Source organism: Paenibacillus urinalis, from assembly GCF_028747985.1.
In the GTDB taxonomy this organism is placed as follows: domain Bacteria; phylum Bacillota; class Bacilli; order Paenibacillales; family Paenibacillaceae; genus Paenibacillus; species Paenibacillus urinalis.
Genome location: NZ_CP118108.1, coordinates 2813411 through 2833334, shown reverse-complemented (window position 1 = coordinate 2833334; position 19924 = coordinate 2813411). Strand labels below are relative to the sequence as shown.

The following is a 19924-nucleotide window of genomic DNA, read 5'->3' as shown; positions in this document are numbered from 1 at the left end:
CGCGAGGTCATCAAATGAAGCCCATATTCTTTGGTATTGCTTCGGCCTTCTTTTTTGCTTTTGCATTTGTTCTTAATGCTTCTATGGAGCTATCGGGCGGAAATTGGGCTTGGAGCGCTTCATTGAGGTTTCTTTTTATGCTCCCCATATTGCTGTGCATCGTATTCATTCAAAAGAAATGGCTCCCCCTATGGGCTGAAATGAGGAGACAACCGAGAGCCTGGCTTTTGTGGAGTACGGTAGGTTTTGGATTGTTTTACGCACCTATATGTTTTTCAACCGCATATTCACATGGATGGCTTATCGCAGGTACATGGCAAGTGACCATCATCTCAGGTATACTGCTTACTCCTTTTTTTAGCGAGAAGGTATCCTCTGAAAAAGGATTAGTAAACATTCGATACAGAATCCCTATTCAAAGTCTCTTCATGTCGTTATTCATCCTGTTGGGAATAATCTTAATGCAAATCGATCAAGCCAAGACCATATCATTTCATCATCTCCTCCTAGGAACAATCCCCGTTCTGATCGCGTCTTTTGCTTATCCTTTGGGGAATCGTAAAATGATGGAACTATGTGAAGGGCGCATCGATACGATTCAGAGAGTACTGGGAATGACGATTGCAAGTCTGCCTGTCTGGTTGATCCTATCCTTGTACGCCCTGTCTAGCACAGGATTTCCGAGTTTGGAGCAGAGCCTTCAATCCTTACTGGTTGCTCTGTTTTCCGGTGTTATCGCTACCATCTTATTCTTCAAGGCTACCGAGATGGTGCGAAAAAACATGCGAACGTTGGCGGCAGTTGAAGCTACTCAGTCGATGGAACTACTTTTTGCATTAATTGGAGAGATATTGTTTTTATCACTTCCCTTACCCTCTCTGCTATCTTGGTGCGGTATAATCATTGTTATGCTTGGAATGATATTGCAAAGTTTTGCTGCTAATAGAATGAAGTGAAGGCTATAGACAACTAAATAAGCTTAAGAACTCATGCAGTACCTGAAGAATACAAGCAGGTACTGCTATTTTTTTCTTAAGTCTTACTTATTGGACTTAGATATTACGAGTAAAGATACGTCCCCATTGTGGAATAAAGGAATAAATGTCTAATGGATACTTAATGCTAATTTCATGAAGATAAATCCGTTGTTTAGATAATTACAAGGAAAATAAAAAAGTTTTTTTATACTCAAGTGAACGAATTCGTGAACCTCTTCGTAATATATTTGATTCTGCTGATGTGGTCATATAGCAAACATAAATCAAGGAAAGGAGCAGTGACTGCAGTTGGATGAGCTTAAGCAAATAAAACGCGCGCAGCGTGGGGATCGTCAGGCGATGGCGCAGCTGCTGCAGACCCACTACTCCTTCTTAACAAAGTATCTCATTAAAATGACGATGAATCCGGAGCAGGCCGAGGATGTGGCGCAGGAAACCATGCTGAGGTGTATTGAGAAGATTCATCAATATAACGGAAGATCGAAGTTCTCTTCCTGGTTGATTACGATCGCTACCCGGATTTATATCGACCAGATGCGTCGCACCAAGGTAGAGAAGCAGTGGAGGGACCGGGAGCAGGCATTCCGGAGAACGGAGTGGCAGATGAAAGCTCAGCAGGAGGAATGGACTGATGCGATGCAGGCTTTGTCCAGACTGGGGTACGAATGGCGGCTTCCGATCTTGCTCAAACATTATTACGGTTATGCCTATGATGAGATTGCCGTCATGATGGACATTCCGCCGGGGACGGTTAAGTCCAGAATCCATCATGGATTGCAGCAGTTAAGAAAGGAGATGGCGACTGATGAAAAGGAATAAAGGAACGCAGGAACGATCCGCCAATCTGAATGAGCAGGATCCTACGTATGGCGAAGGCTTCCATGAAGTATCCGCAGAGGATCAGGCTCTGATTGCCGAGCTAGTGCATGGGTTCGACCAGATGGAGCTAGCCATTCGCAAGCCGGAGCCGCCGCCACTGCATGAGCTGGAGCAGCTTGTCGCAGCCGAACAGCAAAGGCTCCGCAAACGCACAGGACTAGAAGTTGCCCTGTTTTTGATCATTGCTCTGGCTTTAATAGTAAGCAATATGCTCTTAGCATCCATGAACATCGTTATATTTGTCGCCATCCAGGGGCTGGTCTTCGTCGGGGCGATCGCGTTTGCTGTACGATTTTTTTATCGTTCAAAGAAGAAGGTGAGATCCGAACATGCATAATACGAATCTCGAAACGATTCCTGTATGGGCTCTATTACTCGTCGCCTGCATCCTGCTGATTCAAAGCCTATTTTTATTCATCCATTCCCGCCGTCATACGAAACACTACTGGATCTGGGGAATCGTGGGGCTAATCCAGGCTCCGGGACCGCTTATTGCCTATTGGTTTGTTCATATTTATTGGCCTAGGAGAAAAGAACACCTGAAGAGAGGGAAAGATCGCAGTAAACCAAACAAGTAAAAGGGGGAAACACTCATGGATACAATGTCAAGCATACCTTGGAATCTGATTATGCCTATCATCGTCCTGCAGCTGATTTTGGCTGTGGTAGGATTGATATCTTTATATAAAGCGGAAGCAACTCGCGGACCCAAATGGTTGTGGGTCATCATCATCTTGTGTGGTAACATTCTGGGCTCCGTTGCTTATTTTGTCTTCGGAAGGAAGGATGTCTCATGACCCAAACATTGCTGCAGGTAAGGGATTTATCCAAGCGCTTTAAGGAGCGCGAAGTTGTCAAAGGAATATCGTTCAGTATTAATGAAGGCAGCTGCGCCGCTATACTCGGTCCAAACGGTGCCGGCAAAACAACCACGATCAATATGCTGGCTGGATTACTCCAGCCGTCGGGAGGTTCAATTGAGCTACTGGTAAACGGAAGCCCGACTATGGATCGGCGTCCATACATCGGCTTCTTACCTCAAATGCCTGTGTTTTATCCCTGGATGACCGGTGCTGAATTTCTGCTCTATGCTGGGGAGCTTGCCGGTTTGACAAGCCATGAGGCCAAGAAGGAGACGGGAGAATGGCTAGAGGCAGTAGGCATTCGGGATGCGGGGAAACGCAAGATCGGCGGTTATTCAGGCGGCATGAAGCAGCGTTTGGGGCTTGCTCAGGCACTCATTCATAGACCGAAGCTGCTCATTCTTGATGAGCCCGTGTCAGCGCTCGATCCCACAGGACGTAAGGATGTACTGACTCTGCTTCAGCGCATTCGCAAAGAGACAACGGTCTTGTTCTCCACGCATGTGCTGCATGACGTTGAAGAGGTTTGTGATGAAATTCTCATGATTCGGAGTGGCGATATTGCCCTCCAAGGAAGTCTTGACCATGTCCGCCAAACTTACAGCGAGCCAGTGATCAGTCTGGAGGTGGGTGGAGACGAGGCATCGCGGTCCTGGTTAACCGCTGTCTGCAGCAAGGATTTTGTCATCCATTCCGAGATTTCTGGAGGACGTGCGAAGATGAGGGTGGCGAACGTGGAGCAAGCTTCCCTTGCACTCATGACTGACGCTGTATCTCACTGCATCATGATTCGTTCGCTTGAAGCAGGCCACAGCACACTCGAAGACTTGTTTATGAAGGTGGTGCAATCATGAGGCAGTTCTTCTTGTTTTTTCGTAAAGAAATGCTGGAGATGAGACGCAGCTATAAATGGCTGTGGGTGCCGCTCGTGTTTTTGATGCTGGGGATCATGCAGCCATTGGTGACGCGTTTTATGCCGGTGATATTGGAATCAGCGGGCAATATGCCCAAAGGCATGACGATCACCATCGAGCTTCCTTCTGGGACGGAAGTGATGGGGCAGACGCTTAGTCAATACAACTCAGTCGGTCTCATGATTCTGGTGTTGTCCATCATGACCCTGAGTTCAGGAGAGCGCCAAAGCGGCGTCTCGCAGTTGATATTTGCGAAGCCGGTGTCTTACTTATCCTATACAGCGGCCAAGTGGGCAAGCATGCTGTCTCTCTTCACCGCGTCTTTCGTGCTAGGCTACGCGGGGGCCTGGTATTATACCGTGCAGATCATCGGAAGCGTTGATACCGCGGCAGCCTTAAGAGCAGGCCTTCTCTATTTGCTGTGGCTCTGGTTTACCGGATCGCTTACGCTGCTTATGAGTTCTCTAATGAATCCTGCAGCAGGCATTGCCTTCGTCAGCTTAGGGGCGGCAATACTGCTGTCCATGGCTTCACAATGGTTGCCACGGTTTACGACCTACAGCCCAGGTTCTTTACCGCAAATTTCGACGCAGTGGCTGCAGACAAGCGGTGAACCTACGGCTGCCTTAGGCGCGGCAATCCTTTGTTTGATGTGCATTATCTTCTTTTTCTTGATTGCAGCTTATCAAGTGAAGATAAGGAAATCCAAAGTATAACGGACACTAGATGCCGTATATGTCTTGATAATAAATAGAAGAAGGAGCGATATTTTGAATTCATCTTACATCGAAGTTCGTGACATCAATAAGAGCTACAACACACAGAACGTATTAAATGGAGTTTCCTTCTCGATCGAGAAGGGGAGTATAGTCGGTCTGCTTGGTCCAAACGGCTCTGGAAAAACGACGCTCGTGCGCTTAATGAATGGCGTTATCCTTCCGGACTGTGGCACAATGTGGTTGAATGGTTACGATCCGGTCACCGATGGAAATGCCATCCGGCGTCTCAGTGGCGTGGTTACAGAGGGAGCAGGACTCTATCATGAGATGAGCGGTATAGAAAATTTACGATTTTTCGCCAAAATATACAACTGCTATGATGAACAAAGAATCCGAGAATTGTTACAGCAATATGGCCTAGAAAATGCTCAAGATAAGAAAGTCGGAAGCTACAGTACAGGCATGAAAAAGCGTTTGGCCTTGGCGAAGGCACTTCTCCATCAACCGGAGATTTTGTTTCTGGACGAGCCGACAAACGGTCTCGATCCGGAAGGCATCAAGCAAGTCGTGAGAGACCTGAAAGCGATGAATGAAGCTCATGGCACGACGATCATCCTCTGTTCGCATGTGCTGCAGCAGTTGGAATCACTGTGTCATTCCTATATTTTCTTGAGCAACGGCACCATACTGGACACCGGGACGAAAGAAGAGCTGGATAAGAAGCATTTTAAGACGGTGCAGCTTCGGTTAACAACTGGTTTATCTATAGAGGAAGATAGGTACCATGGTTATCCCGTTCAACGAGTGGGGCCCAGCGAGATCCTGCTAGAGCTTCCTTCAACCGATTTAATATCGACGGTACTCCGTCAAATATTGGAAGAGACATGGGTGCACACTGCAGAGATCATGAATCGTGACTTGGAATCCCTGTATTTTCAAGTGAAGGGTGAGAAATAATGAATTGGAGTCAGATTAGAGCCATCGCTCAGAAGGATATAAAGGCCATCACAAGCAACGTACAAGTATTGATCGGGATTATAATACTTCCACTTGTGTTCGGCGTACTGTTACCAGGAGGGTTAATCTTCGCAATGAAATTGGTGAACATTGTCGATTCTGATTTAGTCAACATGGTACAGAAGGTCGTTACGCAGCTGCCTACAGGAGACAAGAAGGAGTTAATTACGCAGCTGCCTACAATTAACCACCAAATCATCTACATTTTCGTCAACTACATGCTTGGACCATTCTTCATGCTCATCCCAGTGCTGAATTCTTTAATGATCGCACTGAACAGTCTTGTCGGAGAGAAGGAGCGCAGAACGCTAGAAAGCCTACTGTTCGCTCCGATCGAGGTGAAAGACCTGTTCATGGGCAAATTAGTCGGGACCTTCATCCCCACCTTCATCGTCACACTGGCCAGCTTTGTTCTGTGCGGTATTATCATCAACGGGCTGTCATACACCATGTTCGACGGTCTGATCTTCCCGAATCTATCCTGGGGTATTATCCTGCTGTGGGTGACGCCGATGTTTACCGGATTAGTTATCCTGATCAGCATCTTTATCTCCGCGCGTTCCAAAGGGTTCCAAGAAGCACAGCAATTAGGAGGAGTCGTCGTACTGCCCATCGTCGGAGCTGCGATCTCCCAAATTACGGGGATCGTGTTCCTAAGTTCACAGATCCTGCTTGTCACTGGTTTGATGCTGTTCATTATCAATATCCTTTTATTGCGCCGGCTAACAAAAATGAATCAACGGAATGTGTTATTTGAGCGTCAGGTTCATTAAAATTAAAGAACCAGGAACGGCTGCCTTTTGTGTTGATGAATAAAAAGAGGACTTAGATGAAAACTTCGCTTCTAATAGGGGATGATGACAGATATGAACTCATTGGCTCGCAATAAAGACTTGTTCAGTCAAATCAATTGTCTTACGAAGATTGTTACGTTGAATCCTATTACAAATCATATTTTTATGGAAGCACCTGACCTAAAACTAACAGATTATTATATAGGTGCAGGATGCATTGCCAAAGCATTTGGAACTATGTATGTGGGTTACCTGTAAATTATGGGATCCATGATATTGATTTTGTTTATTTCGATTCTGATCTTTCATATGATAAGGAATGCGAGGTCATCGATAAGGTGAACCAAAGGTTCGGAGATCTTCCTATAAGACTTGATATAAAAAATCAATCACGTGTCCATTTATGGTATGAGAACCATTTTGGGTATCCAATAGATCCATATTCTTCGCTTGAAGAAGCCATAAACACTTGGCCCACAACTGCTACAGCGATCGGGATGAGAAAAGATGAGAATGGAGAATGGAGCATATATGCTCCGTTCGGTTTGAATGATCTATTCTCTTTAATTGTAAGAGCGAATAAATCCCAAATCACAAAAGAGATTTATGAGGAAAAAGCAGATAGATGGAAGGGAAAATGGCCAGCCCTTACTATTATCCCTTGGGATTAATCATTTCTGATGATTAGCCAAGATTCTGCATGGAATGATCCAAATAAAAAAACGGCTTTGCTGCCCTATTGGGACAGTGAAAGCCGTTTTTGAGTTAAGCTAGCAGTGAGGTTTTCATTCTGTTATTGTACAATCTGCCAAACACCTAGTTGACTAGGCACATTGCCTTGCGTCCACCATTTCGCTTGGTATGTAACGCCTTCATATAGGACACGATCTCCATCAAAGTAAGATTTGCTCGCATTCCATACTGGCGTTATGCTGCTGAGCAGCTTCCATGCATCCGAATTATCAGGTTGATTGCCTTGCGTCCACCATTTCGCTTCATATTCATTGCCTTGGAACACAACAAGGTCACCGCTTGCATACACTTGTGCAGGATCCCACTCTGATAATTCTCCGGCTTGTTGTTCTTTTGTTTTCAATGTAATAGTATTGCTCGGTTCCGATACATTGCCTGCCGCATCAACTGCCTTCACAACGTATGTGTACTCTGTGTTCGGCTGCAACCCGCTGTCTGTTGCCGTTGTACCTGATACGGTCTGAACTTTAACCCCATTACGATAGATTTCATAGTGCTTCACCCCTACATTATCCATAGAGGCGTTCCACATGAGATCAATCGTAGAGGTCGTCAGTCCCATCGTGTGCAAGGAGGATGGGGCAGTTGGGGCCGTTGTATCTTTAGCTGGGATTGGCTTGGTTGTCACTGTGATTGCAGTGCTTTCCTCGGAAACATTGCCTGCCGTATCCACAGCCTTTACCGTATACGTATAAGAGGTATTTGCTTCCAGTCCTGTATCAACAACGGAAGTACCTGTTACCGTCTGTACCTTTACACCATTGCGATACAACTCATAATGATGAACACCTACGTTATCGGAAGCTGCGTTCCAGCGCAGTTCAACCGTGTTCGTCGTTTGTACAGGAGATGTCACGGCAGTAGGGGCCCCTGGTGCCGTTGTGTCCTGTGAATCTGGAGTTCCGTTCGTATCGTTAATCAAATTCACATCCACTACCTGATAAAAGGCATTTGCGGTATCCGCAATTTCCCATACACCCAGAATCACATGATAGCCGCTGCGATCTGTCGGCAAGTTAATTTGATGCGAAACCGAGCTTGAAGGCTTGGCTCCACCATCGTTAAACGTCTGAATAAGCTCAAAATCAGAGCGAGCTAAAGGCTTATTTGGGTCCCAGTCCTTCTTGGTTATGTAATACTTCCATTCTTTTGTTGCGTGTTGGGCAGTTAATGTCCAATTTATGGTGTTCTTCCCGCCATGCATCTTTACTTTACTCCAGCGAGTAGCTGACTGCTCATCAAGCTGTGGGAACACACCACCACCTGCGATATGGCCATCAGCAGGTCCACTCGCCGGGAAGCCACCTAGACCTTCCACACTTTGCGGTTCGTATTGCACGGGTCCGCAGCTTGTGTTCTTCTGCTCCTTACATAGAGCCGCACGACTAGAGTGAATGTAACCATGAGCAGATACTTGGTCAACGAACAACATTGATCCAATGACTCCACATACGAGTAACGATGCTGCTTGCAGTACCTTTTTCCTCTTAACCCCTGCATTTAAGTTTAAAGTGTTAAACATTTTGCTAATCATTATCTCTCTCCTTTGAATTTATTGACATCTCTCAGAGACATCAAAAATTATCGGATATTGTAGAAAGATTGTGAAGACACAATTGAAAAATAATCTAAACGACTCATCTGCTAGTCCTATTAATTCAGGCACAAGGGACTAATGAACATTGGTCTCCAAAAGTCTTTGGCGAAATGAATAACTACCAATTTAAATTGGTCAAGATTCCGGTGATTTTGTCTGGCATGATCATACAGACACCGATAAGGTTTTTATTGTGATCGAAGGAGAGGTGTTCTTTGATTTTCGAGCAGGTCAGCTCAAACTGTAGCCATTTCCTTGCGGAAATGGCTTTTTGATGATTTAGGAATGAAGTCGGTGATTGAGATTTATTATATGACTAGGAATGCAAGCTAATCGGTAATCGGACTTCACTTGAAGATAAGCAATTAATATAGTAACGTTGACATGTGAAAACTGCCATGATATATTTAGCACGCTAAATGTATTTAAGGAGGCTTATCGATGAAGGTTAGTGTAGACTGTGATATTCGTATGTCCTTGGATAAAGTTTCTTCCCAAATGCGGCGGGATTATAGTGAGAGTCTTAGAGAACTTAATCTTTATGTAGGCCAGGATAATTTACTCTCACGCTTATGGTCGGGTGATGGAATAACACAAATGCAGCTGTGTGAACATTTAAAATGCGAACCGCCTACAGTAACAAATATGGTTAAATCTCTAGAGCAGAATGGTTTCATACACCGTAAACGTGATAAAGAAGATGCAAGGGTGATGCGAATTTATTTAACGGACAAAGGTAAAGAATTAGAAGAACCCGTTGGAATTAAATGGAAACAGCAGCAAGAGAAATTACTTCATTTAATGTCTGCTGAAGAACGCTTAATACTAAGGGATCTTTTAAAGCGTATGGAGAAAAACTTATACTAAGTCTTCTCTTAAAAATATATTTAGCATACTTAATATTTTATTTAGTACCCTAAATATTAAAAGGGAGTTCTGAAGATACATGGGCTAGAATATCGTCAATATTTTCTTAAACAGGAGGAGTCAATAGTGAATAATAGAATATGCGAAATATTAAACATAGAGAAACCGATTATACAGGGCCCTATGTCTTGGGTTACTAATGCCGAATTTGTTGCAGCGGTAAGCAATGCTGGTGGATTAGGGTTTCTAGGTCCAAATGCCGGGCAGGCTGATATCACTCGTTCACCTGAAATAAGTACAGAAAGAATGAGAATTGAAATACAAAAAATAAAATCTTTAACAGATAAGCCATTTGGAGTACCCCTGATTATAAATCGTGATTTAGCTTACACGTGGCCCTTATTGGAAACAGTTATTAATGAGAAAGTTCCGGTTGTTCTTGTGAACGATGTATTGGATGAAAGAATCTTTAAGCCGTTAAAAGAAAATAATATTAAAATTATTTATAGACCCCTTACTCCTACTATTGAGAATGCAAAAGCAGCAGAGGAATTTGGAATAGATGTTTATGTAGCAACTGGATTTGATGAAGGTGGTACAGTTCCGGAACGAGTTATCGGCACATTTTCGATTGTTCCAATGATTGTAGATGCTATAAATACTCCTGTATTGGCAGCAGGTGGTATTGGTGATGTCAGAGGAGTGCGTGCTGCATTTGCCTTAGGTGCGGAAGGTGTGTTTGCTGGTAGTGTTTTTATTCCAACAATAGAGAATCCAGCAGCAGAAAACGTCAAACAAATGATAGTAGATGCTACAGCAGAAGACCTACTAATGTTCCGTACGTTACCAGCTTACTACCGTTCTTTACCTACTAAATTAGCGAATAAACTTGTTGAAATGGATAAACAAGGGGCTACTCGTGAAGAAACAGCAAAATTGATGCGTGGATCAATTGGAATGCGTATCGGCATGTTAGAAGGTAATACTGACGATGGATACATTTCTATAGGTACTGGAATTACGCCAATTAGAGAAATCAGGACTGTAAAAGAAGTGATTGATTCTTTGATGCAAGACTTTAATTAGAATAAATATTGCAATAGCTAGTTGCTGTGTACATTATTTATTAGGCTCAAAAAGAAATTGGCAGGATATTTATTAAAAATGCTACACTATGGGCGAAGAGTAAATCAAATAAGAAGGTGTAAATGAATGCGGTTTGGAGAATTTTATATAGGACAAGAATTTAAAACCAAGTCATTGAGATTGTCCAAGGATGATATCATCAGATTTGCGTCTGAATTCGATCCCCAATATATGCACTTGAACGAGGACAAAGCGAACCAAGGAAGATTCAATGGAATTATAGCATCAGGAATTCAAACTCTGGCTGTTTCGTTTAAACTCTGGGTTGAAACAGGTAATTATGGTGATGAAGTCATTGCCGGAACTGCTATGAATAATATCAAGTTTATAAAACCTGTTTATCCGGGGGACGAATTATATACTCTTGTGAAGGTCACTGAACTGAGGGAAAAACGCAATGAAACAGGATTAGTAACTGTTTTACTAACAACGTTTAATGAGAAAGAGGAGGTCGTTTTTGAAGGAGAACTGACCGTTCTAATAAGAAAATAATACAAGCATTTATTCGTAGCAAGGAGGAAAATAAAATGATTAAGGAGGAAATAATCTCCCATTGCTTAACCTACAATGATGTTTATAAAAACCAACCTTTTGATGACAAATGGACCGTTATACGTCACAAAAGGAATAAGAAGATATTTGCAATGATCTTTAAACTAGACAGAAATCTTTGCTTAAACCTCAAGTGTGAACCAAACAAAGCTGATTTGCTGCGTACTATTTATGATGATGTTAAACCTGGTTATCACATGAACAAAACTCATTGGAATACGATTATTTTGGATCGTAATATGAAAGAGGATGATATCTTCGAGATGGTGCATCATAGCTTTGAACTTACGAAGCCCAAGTCAAATAAACAGACGTAGCAGATTAAGGTCAACTTAATTAACTAGGAAATGTAGAAGGAAAAGAATATATTCCATTGAAGTCGCTTTATTAGCGGCTTTTTTTGGCTAGTAAAGTCAGTATAATCACCTTTGGCAAAACATGCTATTCATTTTAAATTAGCTGTACACCTTTTTCTAACAATCAATGACGGTGAAATCTGTGATTATGTTGGGTTTCATCATAAACGGACATAAAGTAGTAGACTTTGTATTTATATATTGCCTATAATATGTGTACAATCATATTCATCCATAGAACCGAACAATTGAAGAGATTTTGTTGTGGAAGCGCTTCAGTTCTTATCGCAAGTTACTTTGAGAAGCTAGGAGTGCCTAAAGGAATAAATCATGAGATTTGGGGTGAAGAGCAGTGAATTAAAGTGTTGATGTAAATGCCGGGATTTATAGAAACGTTAAGGTTCAAAAGTATGGAATTACATATTCATATAGGTCTTTCTGAAGCCTTCTCATTCTTAACATCTTATAGGTGCCTCTGCTGTATGCAGAGAATCCGGAAATGGAGGATTTATGAAATTAAATATTCCTAACTCTACTGCCGATTTAAGACAAATAGCTGATCGTGTGGTGGATTACACATTTGGCATGGATTTAACTTGGGACTGGCCTGGTGGGGTTGCCTTCTACGGCGTAAGCCGAGCATTTGAAGTCACTGGTGAGCAGGTCTACTTGGAACGAATGGCGGATTGGGTTGATGAATATCTGGAAGCAGGTCTTCCGCGATGGACGGTAAACACGTGCGCTATGGGGCATATGTTAATTACGCTGTATGAGCAGACAAATGACCAGAAGTACCTCGATCTTATTCTCAGCAAGGTGGATTACTTGGAAAACAAGGCGCTGCGTTTCGGGGATGGTGTGCTTCAGCATACCGTATCTTCAAAAAATGATTTTCCAGAGCAATGCTGGGCAGACACACTATTTATGGCCGCTTATTTTATGCTTCGTGTTGGCGTCAAGCTGAAGGAGAAGCGATTAGTTGACGATGCTCTGCATCAGTATTTCTGGCATATCAACTATCTGCAGGATGAGGATAATAGTCTATGGTATCACGGCTACAATCATATTAATCAGGACCATATGTCAGGAATTCATTGGGCGCGTGCCAACGCTTGGGCTGCTTACACAATGTCTCGTGCAGCAAGAGGGGTGCCTGAAGGTTATCTATATCCTCCAATGATGCATATCTGGAGTTCACTTCGAGATCAGCTTGCGGCAATTAAAAAGCTGCAGAAGGAGGACGGACTCTGGGGAACTGTACTTGATTACCCGGAGGCGTATGGTGAAGTATCCGCCACGTCGGGTATCGCTGCCGCCATGGTAATGCAAGACAATCCGCTTCATGCGAAGTACGTTCGAAAGGCTTTAGACGGCGTCCTTGCCAACATCTCCGCGAACGGACGAGTAATGAACGTTTCTGGTGGAACAGCCGTTATGAACGACATTGAAGGGTATCTGCGCATTGATCGGAAATGGGCACAAGGCTGGGGGCAAGGGCTGGGTCTCGCTTTCCTAGCGGCAGTTATTGAGATGGTTGAATCACAGGAGGAAGGCTTAACGACTCAGGAAGGATTGAATCTAAGTCCGAATGAGGTAGAGAAAGAGAAGGAAATTGAAGCAAAGTGATTTCTCAGCAGATGTCTCATAAGTCGCTAAATTTAGCGACTTTTTTGTTTTAATGGTACAAAAGTTGATATCCCGAGGCCAGGAGGTATAAGCACTTGTGCAAAACCCCCATTGATGCATTAATATTAGGATCAAGAAGGGAAGACTGATAACAAAATTAAACTTTCATCAAGGAGTTGAATAAAATGAATAATAATAATGAAATAAAACGTTCTTCAAATGCAGAAAACATTCTATCTCAGATCGATCGTAAAACTAAGCTAGGCGACTTACGAAAAATCGCAAAGGACATTAAAAAAAATCACGAGCTAGCGATGGAACTGTGGTCCACCGAAGAGTTATTGCCTAGACTATTAGCAATCTTAATTATGGATAAAAAATTACTTTCACAAGAAGTGCTAAATAAGCTTGATAAGGATATGCAGACTCACATCTTTGATGAGCGAAATAACTTAATGGATTGGCTAATGGCTAATCAGCTCTCCAAAGACAAGAAGACAATTGCATTGATGGAGTCATGGGAAAATAGTCCTTCTGCTCTTCAAAGGCGAGCTTACTGGTACTATCAAGCGCGATTGAGATGGACTGGACAAACACCGCCTGATAACACCGCAGACTTACTATCTACATTAGAAGCTAATATTACGCGAGAGGAACCGGAAGTTCAATGGGCTATGAATTTCACCGCAGGATGGATAGGCGTTTATGATGAAAATAATCGTGAACGTTGTATTGAAATTGGTGAGAAAACGGGTCTTTACAAAGATGAAGTCGTAGCAAAAGGATGTACTCCCAGCTATTTACCGGAGTTTATCACGATTGAAGTTAACAAACGACAAAATACAATCGGATAACGTTAGACTGAAAAAGCGATCTCATGATAAAGCAGTTCCCACAGCTGTACGACTAAGTAAGCTAACGGAGAACGTTAGTTCAAAACAGCATAGAGCAGTTCGTCAGTCGGCAGATGCTCCTTTTTTGTTAAGATGAGAATTTTATTTGAATTGCTTTTAAAAACATATCAGCAGCTACTGAAAATGATTGATGTTTCTTCCAAACAATATACAATTCTGATTCAAGTCTTGGTTCTAGAGGTTTGAAGCAAAGGTTACTATCTCTAGACGTATTCACTATTTTATCGAGGGCTATTGCATAACCCATGCCCTCTTCAACCATAATCGCAGCATTAAAGGCAAGGTTGTATGTAGTCACGACATTTAATTTGTCAAAACCTTCACCAAACCAATCCAAAAATTCATTTTTAGAATATCTTTGTTGCAAAGGCTGACGGGAACAGATAAGAGGAACATCTAATAAATCCACTGCTTGAATGGTATCTTTGAAAGCAAGCGGACTATTCTTCTTCATAATAATGCCCCAAACATCCTTGGCAGGGATAACGATATGATTGTATTTTGACAAATCAGCCGGTTGAATTAAAACACCAAAGTCTAGCAATCCCTTGTCAAGGCGATCAGTCACATCTTCTTCGTTACCACTATAGAGATGATAACGAATCTTCGGATAATTTAACTGTAGATCTTTGGCTACCTTTCCTATCTGTCTCATGGCATCTGTTTCACCACCACCTATGTACACATCCCCTGCAATTGTATCTTCCATAGAGTTAAATTCAAATTCCACTTTATCGACCAGGTCAATAATTTCTTCCGCTCTTTTCCGCAGGAGAATTCCTTCCTCTGTGAGAGTGACACTGTGACTACTGCGAATGAATAGTTTCTTGCTCAGTTGTTGTTCTAAATCTTTTAATTGTCTTGATAAGGTTGGCTGTGTGATATGTAACAATGCAGCAGCAGCTGTCATGCTGCCTTCTCTTGCTACAGCAAGAAAGTAGCGCAGAACTCTTAATTCCATTTTATAAACCTCCTTTATTTATCTGGTTCAAGTATATAATCTAAAGAAATGTGTTTCAAGCATATCATGATATAAGATATAACTATTAGTATTATCTAAGAAACGCAGTTAAAATAAAATTGTAATTTCAATAGCTAGAAAATTTCGGCAAGACAGTGGAATATGCAGTGGATAAAAATGCCGTTTCAGTGTCGACAGTATGAGATGCATGATTATGTAAGTAATAAATTTAAAGGAGTAATACTTTTGGCTAAACGAAATAATTTACTGATATTCATATTAACGATAGGTGTGTTTGGAATTTTAAATACGGAAATGGGATATATCGGAATATTACCTTCTATAGCTGAACATTTTAATGTTAGTGTATCAACTGCAGGGTTGCTAGTAAGTTTGTTTGCCCTCGCTGTGGCTATATCAGGTCCCATCTTACCGTTATTATTATCAAGAATAAATCGTAAGACGATTATGTTAATTGTACTGGGTGTTTTTCTATCAGGGAACATTGTAGCTATATTTACATCTAATTTCACTACTCTATTAGTTGCGAGGATAATTCCTGCCTTTTTCCATCCGGTCTATTGTTCTTTGGCATTCTCGGTTGCTGCTGCCTCTGTAAGTAGAGAAGAGGCGCCAAAAGCTGTTGCTAAAGTATTTATTGGTGTTTCTGCCGGCATGGTAATCGGGGTACCCGTTTCCAGTTTTATTGATAGTGTATTTTCTCTACAAGCGGCAATGGCCTTTTTTGCTGTTGTAATTGCTATATCGTTCATTGCTACCATATTATTTGTACCCTCAATGCCAGTAGAGGAGAAAATTTCTTACGGAACACAATTAACCATATTAAAAAAATTAATTACGTGGCTTTCCATTGCAGCTGTCATTCTATTGAATGCTGCAATATTTGGAGTATATAGCTATTTAGCGGATTATCTCGGCACAGTTACAAATATGGCGCCTAATACAATCAGCTTAACACTGTTCCTTTATGGCGGGGCCAATGTTATAGGAAGTATGATTGCAGGCAGATTACTTACTAAGAATGCGACTAGATTAGTACTGATGTATCCATTGGCATTAGGAGCAATCTATATTATTTTATTTTTCACAGGACATTTTACTTTACCTATGCTTATCATTAGTTTAGTGTGGGGTATTTTTGGTGGTATAGGAGCTAATATAACGCAATATTGGATTATGTCAGCAGCTCCCAATTCTCCTGATTTTTCTAATGGATTATTTCTCACGGCCGCTAATTTAGGAACAACATTCGGAACAGCTGTAGGTGGAATATTTATATCACAAATGGGTATACGCTACGTTGTAATCGTTGGAATATTATCCGTGATCCTCAGTTTAGCTATGATCTTGTTAAGAATCTTTATATATAATCCGAGCAAAAAGCTAGATGCAAGATGAACATGAAGTTAATTAGATAAGTAGGCATAAAAAAGGCAACCAGACGGTTGTCTTTTTTTGATGAGGAACATCTCCTGAAGAATCCATTTAATAACCCTCCTTTATTTGACTTTAAGTATATAGCTTCAAGAAATGTCTATCAAGCATATCATGTTATAAGATATAACTATTGGTATTATCTAAGTGGCGTAGTTAGAATAAAATTGTAATTTCTATTGCAGAATCACAACGAAAACATCGAAATGGGAGGTAAATACAATGATGAAAAAGAAAAATTTACACTTTGGAGTACTTGCAACAATTCTGACAATGACAGCATGTAGTCCACAGTCAACAGCCCAGGAGGATACTCAGACACAGAGCGCTTCAGCAACCAATTACGGTGCGATGACGGATGTTTCCATTCGTGTAGAACCCATTGAACTCACAGAAGAGTGGGATAAAGTATTCCCTCTCAGCGATGAGGTAAATCACAGAAAAGTGACTTTCGTCAACCATTTTGGAATAACAATTGCAGCCGACCTATATGAGCCAAAGAATTATGAAGGTAAACTTCCTGCGATTGCTGTCAGTGGTCCGTTTGGTGCCGTTAAGGAGCAGTCCTCTGGCCTTTATGCCCAGGAAATGGCCAAAAAAGGATTCTTAACGATTGCCTTTGACCCTTCCTATACTGGGGAGAGTAGCGGATACCCAAGATATTTCAACTCACCTGATGTTAATGTTGAAGATTTCCAAAGTGCTGTGGATTTTCTCTCCGTTCAGGAGAATGTTGATCCTGAGCAAATTGGTATAATCGGTATCTGCGGATTTGGAGGTTATGCGCTTCAGACAGCCGCACTTGATACAAGAATCAAGGCGACAGCCGCAATGACAATGTACGATATGAGTCGTGTTACGGCACTTGGATATAACGATACCCTTGATGAGGAGGGGAGATATCAGGCTCGTGTCGATTATAATAATCAAAGAACAGAAGACTATACAAAGGGCATCTATACCCTGGGAGGCGGAAATCCAGAGAAAGCACCGGATGATGCTCCACAGTTCATCAAAGACTATGTAGATTATTACAAGACTGAGCGTGGCTATCACACACGTTCTGTAAATTCAAATGGAGGATGGGCTTCGACAACTGCAGGTTCCTTAATGAATATGCGTTTATTGGAATATGCTCCTGAGATCCGCAGCGATGTACTTGTTGTTCACGGTGAGGATGCCCATTCTTTATATTTTAGTCAAGATGCCTTTAAGCTTCTCAAAGGTGACAATAAGGAGCTGGAAATTATTCCTGGTGCAAGCCATACAGATCTATATGACCAAATGGAAGTAATTCCGTTTGACAAATTGGATACATTTTTTACTAATGCATTTGCAGATGAGTCATAAGGAACAAGTAGAAGGGAGCAGCTAGCTCCTGTCCTCTCAAATACCCTATACTCGGGTCCATATACGTCGGTTCAAAAGGGACAAGAGTATAGTCCCATTGAAAGTCGCTAATTTAGCGGCTTTTTTAGTTTATCGGTACAAGTCCTTTTCCCGATTGCCGGTAGTGGGTAGTCGTTGACTTGCTGGGTCAGATCATATTTAAGGACAATGGTACACTTCGGCCTTCAGGATACTGTTTGCCTAACGATGATGGGATTGGCAGACGCATCTGATCATACTTGGTTACGAAACGCGTCACCTAATTAAGTTTTAATCATACTTATCTTACAGCCTTCAAAAAGTGAGCTTGGTCCGTAATAAGCTGAATAGATGATATTTTATTGACTAGAAGGTCTATTTAGAAATTCCTGTTGTATGGAGTCAAGTTACCGTTCCCCCTATGAATAATACTTCATAGAATAGAAAATAGAATATCAATTTCATCTATAGAAAGTAGGGGAAATAAACGGTGGATGGGATAGGAAATACAGAGAGTGGTTTTGCGGCTCACGCAGAAGGATTAAATACTACTGCCAGTGGGACAGCGTCTCATTCAGAAGGTTATCAAACGACAGCAAGCGGAAATGCTTCCCATGCCGAGGGAAGCACAACTACAGCAGCCGGTGCAGCATCTCATACGGAAGGATACCTTACGAATTCAACGATCGATACAGCTCATGCCGAAGGTGATTCTACATTAGCTAGCGGCGCTGCAGCACATGCGGAAGGTTATAATACAAATGCTAGTGGAATTGGCTCTCATGCTGAAGGTGGAGAGACACTAAGCAGCGGACTATATGCACATGCTGAAGGTCAAAACACATCTGCCATCGGGCAAGCCTCGCATGCTCAAGGTATGCTTAGCTCAGCGAGCGGTGATTTATCCCATGCTGAAGGTCAAAGCACAACAGCCAGTGGTGTATCCTCTCATGCCGAAGGTGCTAGTACTATCGCAGCAGGAGCAAATTCTCATGCAGAAGGCACAGGATCGACAACGACAGTCAATGGCATTAGCGCTCATGCTGAAGGAGAAGGAAACACAGCGAGCGGCAGAGCTTCTCATGCTGAAGGTGGAGCTCAGGATCCAAGCGGAACAGCTGCTCCTAACCTATCGAGCGGTCCTAGTTCTCACGCGGAGGGGGTTGGAACAACCGCCAGTGGTTTTGCCTCCCATGCAGTAGGGGGAACTTTTGATATTACAATTGTCCAAGGCCCACAGGCGATAGGTGACTTCTCCCATGCGGAAGGGAACAGCACAACCGCAATCGGTATCGCCTCCCATGCGGAAGGGATTGGCACTATAGCAAACGGGGAAGCTCCCCATGCGGAAGGGGTCGGCACGGTAGCAGTTGGTATCGCCTCCCATGCAGAAGGATTGAATACAACAGCGTTTTTCAATGGATCTCATATTATGGGTCAGAATGGACAGGCGCGATTTCCTTTTTCCTGGCACTTAGCAAATGGTCTTATGGTCGGACCCACCTTAAACTCAGCTGTGATTGAAGGAGCCACAGGCAACCTTTATTTGGATGGAACGGTCATCTCTCCGGCAGCTGCCGATTATGCTGAAATGTTTGAAACATTTGACGGAAATACAATTGATGTTGGGTACTTTGTTACCTTAATGGATGATAAAGTTCGAACAGCTCATGCTGAAGATGACTATATTCTTGGTGTAGTGAGTGCGACACCAGCAATTATCGCCGATGCAAGTGATCTAAGATGGCATGATCTATACGTTAAAGATGAGTGGGGAAGAATCCAATATCATGATGTTGTTGTACCTGAAGTGAAAGATAAGGAAGGTCGAATAATTATAACTTCCTTTACCAAAAGAGAAGGTCAACTAAATCCTGAGTATGACTCATCGAAGGAATATATACCGCGATTGCAAAGAATAGAATGGATACCGGTTGGTGTTGTCGGTAAATTGCTTGTTCGTGATGACGGTACTAATCAGGCTGGGGGATATTGCTGGGCAAATAACGAGGGAATCGCAACGTCATCCACAACAGGCTACCGGGTTATGAAAAGGACTGGACCTAATCAAATTTTGATATTTGTGAAATAAGACTTATCTCATGATTGAGATTGTAAATGAATCATTAGCAGGAGCGCTTGAAT

General features: G+C 42.4%; 21 protein-coding genes and 1 pseudogene. 20 read left to right on the top strand and 2 right to left on the bottom strand.

Going from position 1 to position 19924, the window contains the following annotated elements:
- Positions 1 to 14: 14 nt before the first annotated feature.
- The 10 genes from PUW25_RS13060 (at position 15) to PUW25_RS13015 (ending at position 6855) form a co-directional block, all read left to right on the top strand.
- Complete coding sequence (locus tag PUW25_RS13060) at positions 15 to 956, top strand: DMT family transporter (protein ID WP_274337156.1); 942 nt, start codon at positions 15 to 17, stop codon at positions 954 to 956.
- Between the two features lie 330 nt (positions 957 to 1286).
- The gene (sigY, locus tag PUW25_RS13055) at positions 1287 to 1817 is read left to right on the top strand and encodes an RNA polymerase sigma factor SigY (RefSeq protein ID WP_047911851.1); all 531 of its coding nucleotides are present in this window, start codon (positions 1287 to 1289) and stop codon (positions 1815 to 1817) included.
- Positions 1804 to 2214, top strand: coding sequence for a YxlC family protein (locus PUW25_RS13050; RefSeq protein ID WP_274337155.1), 411 nt, complete (start codon positions 1804 to 1806; stop codon positions 2212 to 2214). The genes sigY and PUW25_RS13050 overlap by 14 nt, the downstream gene beginning before the upstream one ends.
- Positions 2207 to 2455 (top strand): hypothetical protein, encoded by a 249-nt coding sequence (locus PUW25_RS13045; protein ID WP_274337154.1) that lies wholly within the window; start codon positions 2207 to 2209, stop codon positions 2453 to 2455. The genes PUW25_RS13050 and PUW25_RS13045 overlap by 8 nt, the downstream gene beginning before the upstream one ends.
- Positions 2456 to 2479: 24 nt before the next feature.
- Positions 2480 to 2674: a PLD nuclease N-terminal domain-containing protein gene (locus tag PUW25_RS13040; RefSeq protein ID WP_370510353.1), complete on the top strand. Its 195-nt coding sequence runs from the start codon at positions 2480 to 2482 to the stop codon at positions 2672 to 2674.
- A complete protein-coding gene (locus tag PUW25_RS13035) occupies positions 2671 to 3594 on the top strand; it encodes an ABC transporter ATP-binding protein (RefSeq protein WP_274337153.1) in 924 nt (307 codons plus the stop codon). The genes PUW25_RS13040 and PUW25_RS13035 overlap by 4 nt, the downstream gene beginning before the upstream one ends.
- A complete protein-coding gene (locus PUW25_RS13030) occupies positions 3591 to 4370 on the top strand; it encodes an ABC transporter permease (RefSeq protein ID WP_274337152.1) in 780 nt (259 codons plus the stop codon). Before PUW25_RS13035 ends, PUW25_RS13030 begins: the two co-directional genes overlap by 4 nt.
- Positions 4371 to 4424: 54 nt before the next feature.
- Entirely contained in the window at positions 4425 to 5330 is a 906-nt protein-coding gene (locus PUW25_RS13025) for an ABC transporter ATP-binding protein (protein ID WP_274338376.1), read from the top strand.
- Positions 5330 to 6163 (top strand): ABC transporter permease subunit, encoded by an 834-nt coding sequence (locus PUW25_RS13020; protein ID WP_274337149.1) that lies wholly within the window; start codon positions 5330 to 5332, stop codon positions 6161 to 6163. Before PUW25_RS13025 ends, PUW25_RS13020 begins: the two co-directional genes overlap by 1 nt.
- Positions 6164 to 6396: 233 nt before the next feature.
- Entirely contained in the window at positions 6397 to 6855 is a 459-nt protein-coding gene (locus PUW25_RS13015) for a nucleotidyltransferase family protein (protein WP_274337148.1), read from the top strand.
- Between the two features lie 122 nt (positions 6856 to 6977).
- Here PUW25_RS13015 and PUW25_RS13010 read toward each other — a convergent pair whose 3' ends face one another.
- Positions 6978 to 8471, bottom strand: a complete 1494-nt coding sequence (locus PUW25_RS13010; protein WP_274337147.1) for a lytic polysaccharide monooxygenase — start codon at positions 8469 to 8471, stop codon at positions 6978 to 6980.
- 173 nt (positions 8472 to 8644) lie between these two features.
- Here PUW25_RS13010 and PUW25_RS13005 point away from each other — a divergent pair.
- From PUW25_RS13005 to PUW25_RS12975, 7 genes and pseudogenes are all read left to right on the top strand, one after another.
- A pseudogene (locus PUW25_RS13005) lies at positions 8645 to 8778 on the top strand (cupin domain-containing protein); the annotation flags it as partial.
- Positions 8779 to 8975: 197 nt separating this feature from the next.
- On the top strand, positions 8976 to 9401 hold the full coding sequence (locus PUW25_RS13000; RefSeq protein WP_047911842.1) for a MarR family winged helix-turn-helix transcriptional regulator: 426 nt from the start codon (positions 8976 to 8978) through the stop codon (positions 9399 to 9401).
- A 126-nt stretch (positions 9402 to 9527) separates the two neighbouring features.
- On the top strand, positions 9528 to 10487 hold the full coding sequence (locus tag PUW25_RS12995) for an NAD(P)H-dependent flavin oxidoreductase (RefSeq protein WP_047911841.1): 960 nt from the start codon (positions 9528 to 9530) through the stop codon (positions 10485 to 10487).
- A 126-nt stretch (positions 10488 to 10613) separates the two neighbouring features.
- Entirely contained in the window at positions 10614 to 11039 is a 426-nt protein-coding gene (locus tag PUW25_RS12990; protein ID WP_274337146.1) for a MaoC family dehydratase, read from the top strand.
- A 35-nt stretch (positions 11040 to 11074) separates the two neighbouring features.
- Complete coding sequence (locus tag PUW25_RS12985) at positions 11075 to 11416, top strand: MmcQ/YjbR family DNA-binding protein (protein ID WP_274337145.1); 342 nt, start codon at positions 11075 to 11077, stop codon at positions 11414 to 11416.
- 549 nt (positions 11417 to 11965) lie between these two features.
- The gene (locus PUW25_RS12980; RefSeq protein ID WP_274337144.1) at positions 11966 to 13081 is read left to right on the top strand and encodes a glycoside hydrolase family 88/105 protein; all 1116 of its coding nucleotides are present in this window, start codon (positions 11966 to 11968) and stop codon (positions 13079 to 13081) included.
- Positions 13082 to 13266: 185 nt separating this feature from the next.
- Positions 13267 to 13935, top strand: coding sequence for a DNA alkylation repair protein (locus tag PUW25_RS12975; RefSeq protein WP_274337143.1), 669 nt, complete (start codon positions 13267 to 13269; stop codon positions 13933 to 13935).
- Positions 13936 to 14062: 127 nt separating this feature from the next.
- Here PUW25_RS12975 and PUW25_RS12970 read toward each other — a convergent pair whose 3' ends face one another.
- The gene (locus PUW25_RS12970) at positions 14063 to 14956 is read right to left on the bottom strand and encodes a LysR family transcriptional regulator (RefSeq protein ID WP_047911837.1); all 894 of its coding nucleotides are present in this window, start codon (positions 14954 to 14956) and stop codon (positions 14063 to 14065) included.
- A gap of 246 nt (positions 14957 to 15202) precedes the next feature.
- Here PUW25_RS12970 and PUW25_RS12965 point away from each other — a divergent pair, with 246 nt between their 5' ends.
- The 3 genes from PUW25_RS12965 to PUW25_RS12955 all read left to right on the top strand — a co-directional run bounded on the left by PUW25_RS12965 (position 15203) and on the right by PUW25_RS12955 (position 19871).
- The gene (locus tag PUW25_RS12965; protein WP_047911836.1) at positions 15203 to 16375 is read left to right on the top strand and encodes an MFS transporter; all 1173 of its coding nucleotides are present in this window, start codon (positions 15203 to 15205) and stop codon (positions 16373 to 16375) included.
- Positions 16376 to 16633: 258 nt separating this feature from the next.
- Complete coding sequence (locus PUW25_RS12960; RefSeq protein WP_238546365.1) at positions 16634 to 17761, top strand: alpha/beta hydrolase; 1128 nt, start codon at positions 16634 to 16636, stop codon at positions 17759 to 17761.
- A gap of 508 nt (positions 17762 to 18269) precedes the next feature.
- Positions 18270 to 19871 (top strand): peptidase G2 autoproteolytic cleavage domain-containing protein, encoded by a 1602-nt coding sequence (locus tag PUW25_RS12955; protein WP_274337142.1) that lies wholly within the window; start codon positions 18270 to 18272, stop codon positions 19869 to 19871.
- Positions 19872 to 19924 lie beyond the last annotated feature (53 nt).

Excerpts from the sequence above, each read along its gene's own strand:
- PUW25_RS12975 (WP_274337143.1), top strand. The coding sequence starts at position 13,267 with ATGAATAATAATAATGAAATAAAACGTTCTTCAAATGCAGAAAACATT.
- PUW25_RS12985 (WP_274337145.1), top strand. The coding sequence starts at position 11,075 with ATGATTAAGGAGGAAATAATCTCCCATTGCTTAACCTACAATGATGTT.
- PUW25_RS12980 (WP_274337144.1), top strand. The coding sequence starts at position 11,966 with ATGAAATTAAATATTCCTAACTCTACTGCCGATTTAAGACAAATAGCT.
- PUW25_RS12990 (WP_274337146.1), top strand. The coding sequence starts at position 10,614 with ATGCGGTTTGGAGAATTTTATATAGGACAAGAATTTAAAACCAAGTCA.
- PUW25_RS13000 (WP_047911842.1), top strand. The coding sequence starts at position 8,976 with ATGAAGGTTAGTGTAGACTGTGATATTCGTATGTCCTTGGATAAAGTT.
- PUW25_RS13035 (WP_274337153.1), top strand. The coding sequence starts at position 2,671 with ATGACCCAAACATTGCTGCAGGTAAGGGATTTATCCAAGCGCTTTAAG.
- PUW25_RS13015 (WP_274337148.1), top strand. The coding sequence starts at position 6,397 with ATGCATTGCCAAAGCATTTGGAACTATGTATGTGGGTTACCTGTAAAT.
- PUW25_RS12960 (WP_238546365.1), top strand. The coding sequence starts at position 16,634 with ATGATGAAAAAGAAAAATTTACACTTTGGAGTACTTGCAACAATTCTG.
- PUW25_RS13020 (WP_274337149.1), top strand. The coding sequence starts at position 5,330 with ATGAATTGGAGTCAGATTAGAGCCATCGCTCAGAAGGATATAAAGGCC.
- PUW25_RS13050 (WP_274337155.1), top strand. The coding sequence starts at position 1,804 with ATGAAAAGGAATAAAGGAACGCAGGAACGATCCGCCAATCTGAATGAG.
- PUW25_RS13045 (WP_274337154.1), top strand. The coding sequence starts at position 2,207 with ATGCATAATACGAATCTCGAAACGATTCCTGTATGGGCTCTATTACTC.
- PUW25_RS13060 (WP_274337156.1), top strand. The coding sequence starts at position 15 with ATGAAGCCCATATTCTTTGGTATTGCTTCGGCCTTCTTTTTTGCTTTT.
- PUW25_RS12970 (WP_047911837.1), bottom strand. The coding sequence starts at position 14,956 with ATGGAATTAAGAGTTCTGCGCTACTTTCTTGCTGTAGCAAGAGAAGGC.
- PUW25_RS13030 (WP_274337152.1), top strand. The coding sequence starts at position 3,591 with ATGAGGCAGTTCTTCTTGTTTTTTCGTAAAGAAATGCTGGAGATGAGA.
- PUW25_RS13040 (WP_370510353.1), top strand. The coding sequence starts at position 2,480 with ATGTCAAGCATACCTTGGAATCTGATTATGCCTATCATCGTCCTGCAG.
- PUW25_RS13010 (WP_274337147.1), bottom strand. The coding sequence starts at position 8,471 with ATGATTAGCAAAATGTTTAACACTTTAAACTTAAATGCAGGGGTTAAG.